Source organism: Streptomyces sp. NPDC103540 (assembly GCF_055584445.1).
On sequence record NZ_JBVJMA010000003.1, the window covers coordinates 189,589 to 203,515 of the forward strand.

15 protein-coding genes are annotated in these 13,927 nt (G+C 72.6%); 12 read left to right on the top strand and 3 right to left on the bottom strand.

All coding sequences use genetic code 11. The features are described 5' to 3' along the window. The first annotated feature begins 60 nt into the window (after positions 1-60). Together ACZ6ZI_RS08845 and ACZ6ZI_RS08850 are read left to right on the top strand one after the other, a co-directional pair. Positions 61-543, top strand: a complete 483-nt coding sequence (locus ACZ6ZI_RS08845) for a nuclear transport factor 2 family protein (RefSeq protein ID WP_469518032.1) — start codon at positions 61-63, stop codon at positions 541-543. Between the two features lie 5 nt (positions 544-548). Beyond that, positions 549-1,172, top strand: a complete 624-nt coding sequence (locus ACZ6ZI_RS08850) for a LysE family translocator (protein WP_469518034.1) — start codon at positions 549-551, stop codon at positions 1,170-1,172. Here the strand turns inward: ACZ6ZI_RS08850 and ACZ6ZI_RS08855 are convergent, their stop codons facing one another. Continuing rightward, positions 1,173-1,661 carry an HIT family protein gene (locus tag ACZ6ZI_RS08855; protein WP_469518036.1) on the bottom strand — a complete coding sequence of 163 codons (489 nt, stop codon included), beginning with the start codon at positions 1,659-1,661 and terminating at the stop codon, positions 1,173-1,175. A 198-nt stretch (positions 1,662-1,859) separates the two neighbouring features. Here ACZ6ZI_RS08855 and ACZ6ZI_RS08860 point away from each other — a divergent pair, with 198 nt between their 5' ends. The 7 genes from ACZ6ZI_RS08860 (at position 1,860) to ACZ6ZI_RS08890 (ending at position 9,589) form a co-directional block, all read left to right on the top strand. Next, the gene (locus ACZ6ZI_RS08860) at positions 1,860-3,005 is read left to right on the top strand and encodes an alpha/beta hydrolase (protein WP_469518038.1); all 1,146 of its coding nucleotides are present in this window, start codon (positions 1,860-1,862) and stop codon (positions 3,003-3,005) included. Continuing rightward, positions 2,998-4,230 (top strand): acyltransferase family protein, encoded by a 1,233-nt coding sequence (locus ACZ6ZI_RS08865; protein WP_469518040.1) that lies wholly within the window; start codon positions 2,998-3,000, stop codon positions 4,228-4,230. The genes ACZ6ZI_RS08860 and ACZ6ZI_RS08865 overlap by 8 nt, the downstream gene beginning before the upstream one ends. A 10-nt stretch (positions 4,231-4,240) precedes the next feature. Next, a complete protein-coding gene (locus ACZ6ZI_RS08870; protein WP_469518042.1) occupies positions 4,241-5,569 on the top strand; it encodes a sensor histidine kinase in 1,329 nt (442 codons plus the stop codon). Beyond that, positions 5,566-6,237, top strand: coding sequence for a response regulator transcription factor (locus ACZ6ZI_RS08875; RefSeq protein WP_363057067.1), 672 nt, complete (start codon positions 5,566-5,568; stop codon positions 6,235-6,237). The genes ACZ6ZI_RS08870 and ACZ6ZI_RS08875 overlap by 4 nt, the downstream gene beginning before the upstream one ends. 86 nt (positions 6,238-6,323) lie before the next feature. Beyond that, positions 6,324-7,646, top strand: a complete 1,323-nt coding sequence (locus tag ACZ6ZI_RS08880; protein WP_469518044.1) for a sensor histidine kinase — start codon at positions 6,324-6,326, stop codon at positions 7,644-7,646. Then, complete coding sequence (locus ACZ6ZI_RS08885) at positions 7,643-8,302, top strand: response regulator transcription factor (RefSeq protein ID WP_363057063.1); 660 nt, start codon at positions 7,643-7,645, stop codon at positions 8,300-8,302. Before ACZ6ZI_RS08880 ends, ACZ6ZI_RS08885 begins: the two co-directional genes overlap by 4 nt. A gap of 69 nt (positions 8,303-8,371) precedes the next feature. After that, complete coding sequence (locus ACZ6ZI_RS08890; protein ID WP_469518046.1) at positions 8,372-9,589, top strand: cytochrome P450; 1,218 nt, start codon at positions 8,372-8,374, stop codon at positions 9,587-9,589. Positions 9,590-9,626: 37 nt separating this feature from the next. Here the strand turns inward: ACZ6ZI_RS08890 and ACZ6ZI_RS08895 are convergent, their stop codons facing one another. After that, entirely contained in the window at positions 9,627-10,118 is a 492-nt protein-coding gene (locus ACZ6ZI_RS08895) for an Mth938-like domain-containing protein (RefSeq protein ID WP_469518048.1), read from the bottom strand. Positions 10,119-10,232: 114 nt separating this feature from the next. Here ACZ6ZI_RS08895 and ACZ6ZI_RS08900 point away from each other — a divergent pair, with 114 nt between their 5' ends. Then, complete coding sequence (locus ACZ6ZI_RS08900; protein ID WP_363057057.1) at positions 10,233-10,610, top strand: VOC family protein; 378 nt, start codon at positions 10,233-10,235, stop codon at positions 10,608-10,610. A 149-nt stretch (positions 10,611-10,759) separates the two neighbouring features. Continuing rightward, positions 10,760-11,467, top strand: a complete 708-nt coding sequence (locus ACZ6ZI_RS08905) for an alpha/beta hydrolase (RefSeq protein ID WP_469518050.1) — start codon at positions 10,760-10,762, stop codon at positions 11,465-11,467. A gap of 140 nt (positions 11,468-11,607) precedes the next feature. Here ACZ6ZI_RS08905 and ACZ6ZI_RS08910 read toward each other — a convergent pair whose 3' ends face one another. Then, entirely contained in the window at positions 11,608-12,429 is an 822-nt protein-coding gene (locus ACZ6ZI_RS08910; protein WP_469518052.1) for a diacylglycerol kinase, read from the bottom strand. Positions 12,430-12,613: 184 nt separating this feature from the next. Here ACZ6ZI_RS08910 and ACZ6ZI_RS08915 point away from each other — a divergent pair, with 184 nt between their 5' ends. Beyond that, positions 12,614-13,897, top strand: a complete 1,284-nt coding sequence (locus tag ACZ6ZI_RS08915; RefSeq protein WP_030228647.1) for an adenylosuccinate synthase — start codon at positions 12,614-12,616, stop codon at positions 13,895-13,897. Positions 13,898-13,927: the final 30 nt, after the last annotated feature.

Genomic DNA, 13,927 nt, shown 5'->3' on the forward strand with positions numbered 1-13,927 from the left:
GTCAATAAGCCTGCAAGCAAAGCTTGTTGCGCGAAACGGCCCCGTCGCACACTGCGGCACATGGAGCCGTTGAAGGTAGTGGCACAACTGTGGGAGCGGATCGAGGCACGCGACTGGGACGGCGTGGCCGGGCTCGTCGCCGAGGACGCGGTCATCGAATGGCCGGTCAGCGGTGAACGCATCGTCGGCAGGGCCAATTTCATCGCCGTCCTGAGCGACGAGGGCGAGGCCCGCGCCCCGGGCACGGGCCCGGGGCCCGGTCCGGGCGCGGGTCCTGGCGCGGGGTCGGGGCCGGGCGCGGGGCCCGGCCCCGAGGATCGGACGGCCGGAGGATCGGTCGAGGTCCTGCGGATCCTCGCCGACGGCGACCTCGTCGTCTCCGAGGTGGAGATACCCGAGGAACACGTCGTCTACCGGGGTCTTTCCCTGTGGACCGTGCGCGACGGGGAGATAGTCGGCGGCCGGGAGTACTGGACCAGCCCCGGCCAGGACCCCGCCCCGCGCTGGCGGGCGGGCTACGTCGAGCCCCTGGTGGCAGACTGAGCCGCGTGCTCACCCAACTCCTCGCGGCGACCGGTGTCCTGGCCCTCCTGACCCTCGTACCCGGGCCCGACATGGCCGTCGTGACCCGCCGCGCCGTCTCGCGCGGACGCGGCGACGGGCTGCGCACCGTCGCCGGCATCGCGGGCGGCCTGCTGCTCTGGGGCGCCCTGACCGTGGCCGGGCTCGCGGCCCTGCTCGCCGCCTCCGCCGAGGTGTACACGGCGGTGAAGCTGGCCGGCGCGGCGTACCTGTGCCTCCTCGGGATCCAGTCCCTGCGCCGACCGGGCGCGCGGGCGGAGCCCTCCGCGGGGAGCCGCTCCGGGGACGGGGGCGGGGGCAGTGGTTGGCGGACCGGGCTGGTCAGCAACGCCCTCAACCCGAAGATCGCCGTGTTCTACACCGGCCTGCTGCCGACCCTCGCGCCGCCGGGACTGTCCCCGGCGGCGGGCATGGCGGTGCTCGTCCTGGTCCACGTCCTGCTGACGCTGGCCTGGCTGGGCACGTACGTCTACGTCCTGACGCGCGCCCGGCGGTTCTTCGCGCGGCCGCGCGTCCGCCGGGCGATGGACCGGGTGACGGGCGTCGTGCTGATCGGCTTCGGGGTGCGCGTGGCCTCGTCCACGGCCTGACTAGGGTCTGTCGGCGAGGAGCCGGTCCAACTCCTCGGCGATGGCCGCGCGCAGGTCGTCGTGGCGGGGCGCGAGCGCGTGCCGTTCGCCGCGCCAGCACTCCTCGTCCTCGTAGAGCCAGACCGGCATCCGGACGAGGTCGGCGGGCTCCCAGTCGTAGCGGGGCCAGATGTGGGCGTGGAGGTACGGGTCGGTGTTGCCGAGGATCTCGATGTTGACGCGGCGGAAGGCCGGGTCGAGGCGCGCGCAGGCCCGCTCGACGGCCTCGGCGAGGCGCTCAAGGTCGGTGAGGTAGGCGCTCCGACGGGCCGGAGGGAGGTCCGAGAGCCGGGTCACAGTCGGGTCGTCGGTCAGCAGGACGGTGTAGCCGGGCAGGAACTGGCGGTCCCCGATGGCGGCGAATCCCGCGTCGAGGCGGCGCAGGACGGTGGGGTTGAGCCCGCGGTGCGCGCTGCCTATGCGGTCGTTTCTCCAGTCGGTCGCGTTCATCCCGGGACCCTAACGGACCGACGGAGTGTGGCGGGTCGGGTGGTTGGCCGGCTCTCAGGTAGCGGGCGTCATACCTGAGAGCTACTCACGAAGGCCGCTCCGCAGCGGGACGCCGACCATGGGGGCCACTTCCTAACTTCGTTGTCGGATCGGGTGCTCGACCGCCCGGGACCGAGGACGAGGGAGAGGGACCCGGTCATGACCAGCACGAGCAGCACGAGCAGCCCCATCGACACCGGTACCGGCGCGGTCGCCGTCACAGGCGCCGACACAGGCACAGGAACGGGCACGGGCACGGGCACGGGAACAGGCACAGGAACGGGCACGGACGCCGACACGGGCACGGGCACGGGCACGACCACCGGGCGGAGCACCACCGGCATCGGCACGGGGCGTCACGGGCGCGCGGTCAGAGGTCTGTTGGCCGCTCTGGTGGCGGCGGCCGTCGTCGTTCCCGTCTCGGCCGCCGCGTCCCCCCGGGTGCCCGCACCCGCGCCGGCCGTCCTCGCCGCATCCGCCGACGCGCCGAGCCGTTACGCGGCCAACCTGGCCAACCTCGGCGAGGCGGAACGGATGGCGCGCGACACGGGCCGCGCCGGCCGCGCCGAGAGGCTCCGGGAGATGGCCCGCGCCGGGCAGGGGCCGAGCGGGGCGCCCGCGCGGTTCCTCGCCTTCGACGGGCGGGGCGGGGGGCGGGCCGTCGAGGTGTTCGGCGATCTGGACACCGCCGACCGGATCGCGGTGCTGATACCCGGCTCGGACACCTCGCTGGACACCTACGGGCGCTTCCGCGCCGGCGCGGCCTCCCTCCAGGAGCGGCTGCGGGCCGAGCACCCGCGCTCGGCCGTCGTCGCCTGGCTGGGGTACGACACGCCCGGCACCGTCAGCACCACCGTCCTGACGGCTTCCCGCGCCGACCGCGCGGCCCGCGCACTGGGCCCGTTCCTGACCGGTCTCCAGGGGCTGACCCGCGCCGACGCCCGGTTGTCGCTGCTGTGCCACTCGTACGGATCCGTGGTCTGCGCCCGTACGCCGACGCCCGAGCGGGTCTGCGACATGGCCCTGTTCGGCAGCCCGGGCACGGGTGCCGAGCGGGTCTCCGAGCTGGCGACCCGGGCCCGGGTGTGGGCCGGCCGGGGCGACGGCGACTGGATCGGCGGCGTCCCCCACCTGCGGCTCGGCGGGATCGGCTTCGCCACCGATCCCGTGGACCCGGCCTTCGGGGCCCGCGTGTTCGACGCCGCCGACGCCGGCCACAGCGACTACCTGAAGCCGGGCACCACGTCCCTCGACAGCCTGGCCCGCATCGTCCTCGGCACCACCCCGGAGGCCTCCCGTGCGTGAGCTCCGCGCCCGCTGGTCCGCCCTCGCCGGCCGCGTCGAGAGTGCCACCCCCGCACACCGGGACCGCACCCTGGACGCCCTGCGGGCCCTCGCGATCCTCGGGGTGGTGCTGGGCCACTGGCTGGTGACCGCGCTCACCGAGGTCGACGGCGCCCTCCAGGGGGCGAGCCCGCTGGCCCGGATGCCCTGGTTGGCCCCGGTCTCCTGGGTGTTCCAGACCCTCGCCGTGTTCTTCCTGGTCGGCGGGCACGTCGCCGCCCGCGGGTACGGGGCGGCGCGGGCGCGCGGGATCTCGTACGGGGCGTGGGTGGGGCAGCGGCTCGGGCGACTGTTCCGCCCGGTCGCGGCCGTGGTCGGGCTGTGGGCGGTCGTGGCGGGGGGCCTGCTGCTCGGCGGTGCCTCGTTCGACACCGTCCGGACCCTGCTCAGGCTGGTGTGGTCTCCGTTGTGGTTCCTGCTGGTGTTCGCGGCGCTCACGGCCGCGACCCCGCTCGTCGCCCGGCTGAACCCGCTGTGGCCGGTGGCCGTGGTCGCCGGGGTCGATCTGTGGCGCTTCGGCTTCGCGGGCCCCGAGTGGATCGGCTGGGTCAACGTCGCCGCCGGCTGGCTCGTCCCCTACGCGCTGGGGGCCACCTGGTCCCGGGGCGCCTTCGGGAGCCGCCGGCCGGTGCTGCTCCTGCTCGCCGGCGGGGTGGTCGCGACCGCCGCGCTGATCGTGTGGGGCGGGTACCCGGCGTCGATGGTCGGGGTTCCCGGCGCGGCGGTCTCCAACCTCAACCCGCCGACCCTGGCCGCCGTCTGCTTCGGTCTGGCCCAGTGCGCGCTGGCCCTGGCGGTCCGCGCACCGCTGGCCCGGGCAATGCGCCGGCCCCGCACCTGGGCGAAGGTGGCCCTGTTGAACCTGTCCGCGATGACCGTCTTCCTCTGGCACCAGACCGCGATGATGGCCGTCACCGCCGTGGGACTGCTGTTCGGCGGGGGCCTGCCCGGACTGCACACCGCACCGGACTCGGCGGGCTGGATCCTGTCCCGGTCGCTGTGGCTGCCCGTGTTCGCCGCGGCCCTCGCCGTCTGCTGGTCCGCCTTCCACACCCAGGAGAATCCCCGTGCCCGTGGCCGTCGTTCCTCGCGGATCGTGGTGGGCGCGCAGGTCCCGGCCCCGCGCGGGCCGGATGCTCCCCTCCCCGTCCCCACGGCCGGAAAGCCGGAGGTGAGCCGTGCTTAGGCTGACCCGTGTGACCGAGCCGCGCCCGCCCCTGACCGACCCGAACCCGAACCCGATCGCCTCCGGCGCCGGCGCCGTGCTCCGCGATCTGCTCACGCTGCGCAGGGACCCGCTCCCCCGCATGTCGCGGCCCCGCCGGATGGCCCGCCTGCCCCACGTCCTGGTGGTCTACGCGGCCGTCTTCTTCGGCTTCATGACCAACCTGCAGTTCAGCGAGCACTACGACGTCGGCGGTGAGGTTCCGCTGGTGATCGCGGTCCTCACCGGTGCCTCGATCGTGCTGGCCATGTTCCGACCGGTGGCCGCCTGGTGGCTGGGCCTGCTGGGGGCGGCCGTCACCGCCGCGGTGATCCACGAGAACGTGGGTCCGGGACAGACCTGGCCGTGGATGCCCGGCGGCTTCGTCGCCTTCGCCCCCCTGATCCTGCTGCTGGCCCTGCGGGTGCCGGCCCGGGTGACCATCACGGCCGTGGGGATCACCATGGGCCTGACCGGCCTGGCCGAGATCCTCGCCCGACCGGAGCGGAGCTCCAGCTCGTTCTTCATCGCCGGCCTCCTCTTCGGCTTCACCGGACTCCTCGGGTACGCGCTGCGCGCGGTGCGCCTCACCCGCGGCCAACTCGTCGTCCAGGAGACCCTGACCGAGGAGGAGCGGGCCCGGCGCACCCTGCTGGAGGAACGCAGCCGCATCGCCCGCGAGCTGCACGACGTCGTCGCCCACCACATGTCGGTGATCTCCATCCAGGCACAGGTGGCCCCGCACCTGGTGGAGAACCCCTCCGAGGAACTGAAGGAGAACCTGGCGGGCATCCGGGAGAACGCCCTGGAGGCGTTGACGGAGTTGCGGCGGGTGTTGGGGGTGCTGCGTTCCGAGCACTCCGCCGGGGCGGCCGGACCGGACCATCCACACCATCCACAGCCCACGCTCGCCGAGCTGGAGGGGCTCGTGGACAACGTGCGCGGTGCGGGACTGTCGGTGACCACCGAGATCTCGGGCGACCGCCGGCCCCTGGCCCCGGGTACCGAGCTGACCGCCTACCGGATCGTGCAGGAGGCGCTGAGCAACTGCCTGCGGCACGCACCGGGGTCGCGGGTGGAGGTGGGCATCGCGTACGGGCCGCGCGAGCTGCACCTGTGCGTCGCCAACACCGCCCCGACGCTGCCGGTGTCCCCCACGTCCGGGGCGGGGCACGGGCTGCTCGGCATGCGCGAGCGTGCGGGCATGCTGGGGGGCGAACTCGCGACCGGTCACCGTCCCGGTGGCGGGTACGAGGTGAGCGCCGTACTGCCGATGGACCCGCCCGACAGTTCCCGTACCGAGACGAAGAAGGACGTATGAGTGCTCCGATCAAGGTGATGATCGCCGACGACCAGATGATGGTCCGGCAGGGATTCACCGTCCTGCTGAACGCCCAGCCCGACATCGAGGTGGTCGGGCAGGCCGTGGACGGGGCGGACGCGGTGGAGAAGGTCTCCGTCCTCGCGCCGGACGTGGTCCTGATGGACATCCGCATGCCCGGCATGGGCGGCATCGAGGCGACCTCCCACATCACCGCCCTCCCCGGGTCGGAGGTGAAGGTGCTGGTGCTGACCACCTTCGACCTGGACGAGTACGTGTACGAGGCGCTGCGGGCCGGTGCCTCGGGCTTCCTGCTGAAGGACGCCTCCGCGGACCAGTTGGCGGAGGCGGTGCGGGTCGTGGCCGCCGGTGAGGCCCTGCTGTCGCCGAACATCACGAAGCGGCTGATCACCGAGTTCTCGCGGATGGGGGCGCCGCGCGCGCCCTCGAAGGCGCGGATCGACGAGCTGACGGAGCGGGAGACGGAGGTGCTGTCGTTGATCGCCCAGGGGCTGTCCAACATGGAGATCGCCCGGCACCTGATCGTGGCCGAGCAGACCGTGAAGACGCACGTGGGGCGGATCCTGGTGAAGCTGGGGCTGCGGGACCGCACCCAGGCGGCGGTGTTCGCCTACGAGACGGGGCTGGTCCGTCCCACGGGCTACTGATCACCCGCGTAGTCCTTGAGGGGGACCTCGAAATCTCCCCAATACCGCCGACGCGGACGACGAGGGCCTCGACCTACGGTTTGGGTATGAACCAGACGACCACCGGGGCGAGCCCCCGACCACCCGAATTGCGGCTGGCGTCGGGCCTGATGCAGCGCCTGCGGGCCGACCTCGTCGACGATGCCTTCGCCTACCGCCCGTTGGCCCCGTTGCGCGTGGACGGGCCGCTGATCCGCAGGCTGCCCCGGTGGATACGGCCCAAGGCGGTCTATCTGCCGCACGCGTTCGTCGCCGCGACGGCCTTCCTGGTGGCCTGTCTCGCCACGGCGCAGAACACCTTCTCCGGGCCGCCCCTCGAGTTCGCGATCATGGGGGTGCTCGCGGCGGCTCCGGTGTTGATGACCCTCGTGCGGCCCGTGGGGGCGTTCTGGTCGATGCTGGCCGTGACCACGGTGCTGGCGCTGTTCGTGGACCGCAGCCTGATCTGGCCCTGGTCTCCCAGCACGTTCCTCGGCCACCTGGCCGTCGTGACCTTCGTGGCCCTGCGGCTGCGGCCGCGGGCGGCCGGCTGGATGTGGATCATCACGGTGCTGTACGGGGTCACGCTGCCGCTGATGCTCGGCCAGGGGCTCGGGACGGCCACGATGGCCTTCTTCTCCGGGGTGTCCCTGCTGGTGGTGACGGTGCGCAACACCCGTCGGGAGGCGCGGGCCGAGGTGAGCGCCCAGCAGGTGGTGACGGCCTTCGAGCGGGACCGGCGGACGCTGCTGGAGGAGCGGACGACGATCGCGCGGGAGTTGCACGACGTGGTCGCGCACCACATGTCGGTGGTGGCGATCCAGGCCGAGGCGGCTCCGTATCGGGTGAAGAACCCGCCGCCGGAGTTGGAGGCGGCGTTCCTGACCATCCGGGAGAACGCGGTGGCGGCGCTGACGGAGCTGCGGCGGGTGCTGGGCGTGGTCCGCTCGGCGGACTACGAGGCGCCCGATGCCCCGCAGCCGACGCTGGCCTCGTTGGACGGGCTGCTGACCAATGTGCGGGAGGCCGGCCTGAGCGTGGACAAGACGGTCACGGGCGCGGTGCGGGAGCTGCCGCAGGGCGTGGAGCTGTCGGCGTACCGGATCATCCAGGAGGCGCTGAGCAACAGCCTGCGGCACGCGCCGGGCGCGGCGGCCGGGGTCGAGGTGTCGTACGTGCTGGGTGGTCTGGGGATACGGGTCGTCAACGGTCCCGCCGTCGGTGACGTGCCGCCCTCGCCGGGCGCGGGACACGGCATCACGGGGATGCGGGAGCGGGTGGCGATGCTGGAGGGCGAGATGACGGCCGAGGCGACGGACGCCGGCGGCTACGAGGTGTCCGTGTTCCTCCCGGTGAGGGGCCCTGTGAAGGGGGACGAGGGGTCGGTATGACGATCAGGGTGTTGATCGTCGACGATCAGATGATGGTCCGTGAGGGCTTCTCGGTCCTGCTGAACGCGATGGAGGGGATCGAGGTCGTCGGCGAGGCCGTCGACGGCCGGCAGGCCCTCGACCGGGTCGCCGCCCTCCGGCCGGACGTGGTGCTGATGGACATCCGGATGCCGGAGATGAACGGCCTGGAGGCGACCCGGCAGATCGTGGCGGGTGACTCGGACGCGAAGGTGCTGGTCCTGACGACCTTCGACCTCGACGAGTACGTGTACCAGGCCCTGCGGGCGGGGGCTTCGGGGTTCCTGTTGAAGGACGCCTCGGCCCGTCAGTTGGCTGACGGCGTGCGGGTGGTGGCGTCCGGGGAGGCGTTGTTGGCCCCTTCGGTGACGAAGCGTCTGATCGTCGAGTTCTCGAAGCTGTCGCAGGCCCCGAGGCTCGCGGATCCGGCGGGGGTAACCGAGTTGACGGAGCGGGAGACGGAGGTCCTGGTCCTGATCGCCCAGGGCCTGTCGAACGCGGAGATAGCGGACCGGCTGGTGGTCGCCGAGTCCACGATCAAGACCCATGTGAGCCGGATCCTGGTCAAGCTGGGCCTGCGGGACCGTACGCAGGCGGCCGTGTACGCCTACGAGACGCGGTTGGTGATCCCGCAGTAGGTACCGCCGCCCGCAGGCGTCCACCGCCGCTCCACGGGATGCCACCAGGACACGGCCTAAGGTCGGGGGATGCGCTTTGATCCTTGGGATGCGGCGTTCGTCGCCGATCCGTATCCGGCCTATCGGGAGTTGCGTGAGCGGGGGCGGGTGGTGTGGGCGGAGGCGACGGGGCAGTGGCTGGTTCCGCACCACGCCGATGTCAGCGCCCTGCTGCGGGACCGTCGGCTGGGGCGGACCTATCTGCACCGCTTCACGCACGAGGAGTTCGGGCGGCAGGCCCCGCCGCCGGAGCACGAGCCCTTCCACGTGCTCAACGACAACGGGCTGTTGGACCTGGAGGATCCCGCACACGCGCGGGTGCGCCGGCTGGTGTCGAAGGCCTTCACCCCGCGGATGGTGGAGCGGCTCGCGCCGGCCGTGGACCGGCTCGCGCGCGAACTCGCCGCCGGTCTGCGGGCGGAGGGCGGCGGCGACCTGCTGACGGCGGTGGCCGAGCCGCTGCCGGTGGCGGTCATCGCGGAGTTGCTCGGCGTGCCGGAGTCGGACCGACCGTTGTTGCGGCCCTGGTCGGCGGACATCTGCGGGATGTTCGAGTTGCGTCCGGACCCGGAGACGGCCCGGCGGGCGGTGGTGGCGAGCGTGGAGTTCAGCGCGTACCTGCGGGCCCTGATCGAGGAGCGTCGGGCGCGCCCCGGGTCCGATTTGATCTCCGGCTTGATCGCCGCCCACGATGAGGAGGGCCGGCTCAGCGAGCAGGAAATGATCTCCACCTGCGTCCTGCTGTTGAACGCCGGGCACGAGGCGACCGTCAACACGACGGTGAACGGCTGGTGGGCCCTGTTCCGCAATCCGGAGCAGCTCGCGGCCCTGCGCGCGCACCCGGGGGTGCGGGAACCCGAAAAGTTGTCCACAGCTGTGGATGAACTTCTGCGTTACGACACTCCGCTCCAGATGTTCGAGCGCTGGGTGCTCGACGACGTCCGCATCGGCGACACGGTGATCCCGCGCGGAGCCGAACTCGCACTTTTGTTCGGTTCTGCGAACAGGGACCCGGCCCGTTTCACGCGTCCGGACGTCCTGGACCTCACGCGCGCCGACAACCCGCACGTCGGCTTCGGCGCGGGGATCCACTACTGCCTGGGCGCACCACTGGCCCGCCTGGAGCTGGCCTCCTCCTTCGCCGCCCTCCTCGATCCCGACCTCCCGCCCCTGCGGCTGGTGCGGGAACCGCGGTGGCAGGAGGGGTACGTCATCCGGGGGCTGCGCGAGCTGCTGGTGGAGTGTTGAGCCTGCCGGGGCGGACGTGCCGGTCGGGGCGGGCCCGTCAGCAGGTGGAGTGGAACAGCCCGCCGACCCGGCGGGCGCCGGCCAGTTCGTTGTAGAGCGCGACGGCCTCCCGCGTCCCCTCCACGTGGAACTCCACCCCGGCCGCCCGCAGGAGCTCCAGGGTCTCCGGGGCCACGCCGAGGCGCAGGTCCATGCCGCGGCTGAGGACGATCACCTCGGCGCCCCGCTCCAACAGGTCGCGTACGTCGCCCGGTCGGATCCCGGGCGCGTGCCGGGTGCCGTGCTCGGCCCAGTCCCACGGCCGGCCGCCGCCCGGGTACAGCGCGAAGTCCTTGGCCGGGGCGAGCCCCTCGACCTCCATCAGGCCCCACTCCAGCGCGGTGACACGGGGTGAACGGGGCCCGGGGCCGGGGTCGGAACCGGGGCCGAGGTCGGAACCGGAACCGGGGCCGGGGCCGAGGCCGAGGTCGGAACCGGAACCGGGGCCGGGGCCGGGGCCGGGGCCGGGGGAAGCTTCATGATCGGTCATGGCCCCAGCGTGCCGGCCGCCCCGCCCCCGGTCGACGCCCTTCCCACACGGCGGGACGATGGACGAAGGGGTCACGGGCGGGGGAACGCGGCACGTCACGCCGAAGGACTGATCATGTTCCAGGACAGCAAGGCTTTCAGCGGCTTCTCGGTCGACGACCTCGACGCGGCACGGGCGTTCTACGGCGACACCCTGGGCCTGCGGGTCTCCGCCGACGACGGCATGCTCTTCCTGCACCTCGCCGGCGACACCACGGTCCTCGTGTACCCGAAGGAGGACCACGTGCCGGCGAGCTTCACGATCCTCAACTTCCCCGTGCCCGACGTCGAGCGGGCGGTGGACGCCCTGACCGCGGCCGGTGTCCGCTTCGAGCGCTACCCGGGCTTCGACACCGACGACAAGGGCATCGTGCGGGGCGGCGAGGAGGGCCCGACCATCGCCTGGTTCAAGGACCCCGCGGGCAACGTGCTGTCCGTCCTCGAACCGATGTGAGCCGGCCACCGGCCCCGCGCGGACCCGCGCGAGCCCATGTGAGGGGCGCACCGGCGAGTGCGGTGGCGCGGTCACGGGGGCCTGCCTAGCGTGGGCGGAGCAGTCCTGAGCAGTCGGACGCCACCTCCCCCACGCAGGAAGGCCCTCCCATGGCCGACAGGTCCACCAAGCCCGCCATCGTCCTGGTCCACGGTTTCTGGGGCGGCGCCGCCCACTGGTCCAAGGTCGTCACCGAGCTCCACCGCCGCGGCTTCGGCGACCTCCACGCCGTCGAGAACCCGCTGACCTCGCTCGCCGACGACGCCGAACGCACCCGCAAGATGGTCCGCCAGATCGGCGGCCCCGTGGTGCTCGTCGGTCACTCCTACGGCGGCGCGGTGATCACCGAGGCCGGCGACCTGCCCAACGTCGAGGCCCTCGTCTACGTCGCGGCCTTCGCCCCCGACGCCGGCGAGAGCCCGGGGGGCATCAGCCAGGAGCTGCCCCCGGCCGCGTTCGCGAACATCGCGCCCGACTCCGACGGCTACCTGTGGGTCAAGCAGGACCTCTTCCACGAGAGCTTCGCGCAGGACCTCACCCCCGACGAGGCCCTGGTCATGGCGGTGACGCAGAAGGCTCCGCTCGCCTCCACCTTCGGCGACGCCGTCACCGCGCCGGCCTGGCGCGCGAAGCCGTCCTGGTACCAGGTGTCCACCGAGGACCGAATGATCCACCCGGACAACGAGCGCCGGATGGCCGAGCGGATGAACCCGCGCAAGACCATCGAGCTCGACGCCTCGCACGCCTCCCTGGCCTCACAGCCGGGCCAGGTCACCGACCTGATCGAGGCCGCCGCGAACGAGATCTCCGGCCGCTAGCCCGAACCGGCCGCCGGGAGGCCGCCTCGACCGGCCGCCTCGACCGGCCGCCCGGCCGACCGCCACCCCGACCGCCCGGCCGACCGCCACCCCGGCCGCCCGCCCGGCCGGCCGCGCCCCGACCACCCCCACTGCCCCCGCTACCTCGGCAGCGTCAGCGACCACGCCGCCCGCCGCACCGTCCACGTCCGCCGGCGCACCGGCCCGGCCAGGACGTGGTCGGCCCGGTAGCGGAAGTCGGCCCCCGACACCGTGACCGCCTCGGCACACCCCGTCAGCGGCGGGGCCCCGGCGAGCCGGACCACCACCTCGGCGGGGCCGCCGAGCCCGCCGGTGCGCACGGCGACGTCCTCGACGGGGTGTTCCACGTCCGCGAGCACCACCCCGTCGACCTCCACGCGCAGCCGGTGCACCGGCCGCGCGGCGGCGGCGGGGTTCGGCAGCAGGGTGCGCAGCAGCGAACGGTAGGTGCCGCCCCAGCGGGTCACGGGCACCGTGCGCCGCGGCGCCCCGATGCGCAGCCCGCCCAGCACCACCCCGTCGCTGTCGTCCACCAGCAGGTCCCGGGGGTGGGGTACGCCGTCCAGTGCCGCGCGCGCCGCCAGTACGGCGGACTGCGGCACGCCGAGCGTGCGGGCCAGCCCCAACGAGGCCGCCGGGCCCACGGGCACCAGCGACACCACCGCTCCCTGCGGATCGCGGCGCCGGGCGCCCCGTTCCCGCTGGAGCAGCCCCACGACCCGCACCAGGGCCCGGTCGTCCCCCACGACCACCGGCCGCCGATGGCCCCGGCGGGCGAGGGCCCGCGCGAATTCCTCCTGCGAATCCGGGAGGCAGATTTTCGCCGCCGCTCCCGCTGACAACACATCCTTCGCGATTCGCACGGACTCGCCGTCAAGACGGCGGGCGACCGGGTCGACGAGCACGAGCAGTCCGCCTACCGGCGCACCCGCTTGGCTCATGGCGGGCTCTGGAGCCGACACCTCGGTCCTTCCTCGGGTAGCATCTTTGTGCAAGAGGCCCTTGCGCTATTGCGCCAGGGCCTTCGTCTATTCCGGGGCACCGGTCCGACGGCTCAGCCTGCGGTGTACATCGTCGTACGCCCCCTGACCTTGGACATGCCCCATCCGGAAGAGGTGTACGCCTGTGCCCGCTCTTGTGCTGCTCGGAGCTCAGTGGGGTGACGAGGGCAAGGGAAAGGCCACCGACCTGCTCGGTGGATCCGTTGACTATGTGGTGCGCTACCAGGGTGGCAACAACGCCGGCCACACGGTCGTCGTAGGCGACCAGAAGTACGCACTGCACCTTCTCCCTTCCGGCATCCTCTCCCCCGGATGCACCCCGGTCATCGGTAACGGTGTCGTCGTGGACCCGGCCGTCCTGCTCTCCGAGCTGCGCGGCCTGAACGAGCGCGGCATCGACACCTCCAAGCTGCTCATCAGCGGTAACGCGCACCTGATCACGCCGTACAACGTCACCCTCGACAAGGTCGGCGAGCGCTTCCTCGGCAAGCGCAAGATCGGTACGACCGGTCGCGGCATCGGTCCGACCTACGCGGACAAGATCAACCGCGTCGGCATCCGCGTCCAGGACCTCTACGACGAGTCGATCCTCACGCAGAAGGTCGAAGCGGCGCTGGAGGGCAAGAACCAGCTCCTCGCGAAGCTCTACAACCGGCGCGCCATCGAGGCCGGCGCGATCGTCGAGGAGATGCTCCAGTACGCGGACCAGATCAAGGGCTACGTCGCCGACACCACCCTGATCCTGAACAACGCGCTGGACGAGGACAAGGTCGTGCTCTTCGAGGGCGGCCAGGGCACCCTGCTCGACGTCGACCACGGCACGTACCCCTTCGTCACCTCCTCGAACCCAACCGCCGGCGGCGCCTGCACCGGCACCGGCGTGGGCCCGACGAAGATCAGCCGCGTCATCGGCATCCTCAAGGCGTACACGACCCGCGTCGGCGCGGGCCCGTTCCCGACCGAGCTGTTCGACGAGGACGGCGAGGCGCTGCGCCGCATCGGTGGCGAGCGCGGTGTCACCACCGGCCGTGACCGCCGCTGCGGCTGGTTCGACGCCCCGATCGCCCGCTACGCGACCCGCGTGAACGGCCTGACGGACTTCTTCCTCACCAAGCTGGACGTGCTGACCGGCTGGGAGGAGATCCCGGTCTGCGTCGCGTACGAGATCGACGGCAAGCGCGTCGAGGAGCTGCCCTACTCGCAGACCGACTTCCACCACGCGAAGCCGATCTACGAAACCCTCCCGGGCTGGTCCGAGGACATCACCAAGGCCAAGACCTTCTCCGACCTGCCGAAGAACGCGCAGGCGTACGTGAAGGCCCTGGAGGAGATGTCGGGCGCCCCGATCTCCGCGATCGGCGTCGGCCCCGGCCGCACCGAGACGATCGAGATCAACTCGTTCCTCTAGGCGGTACGGCAGTACGGCACCACCGCACCA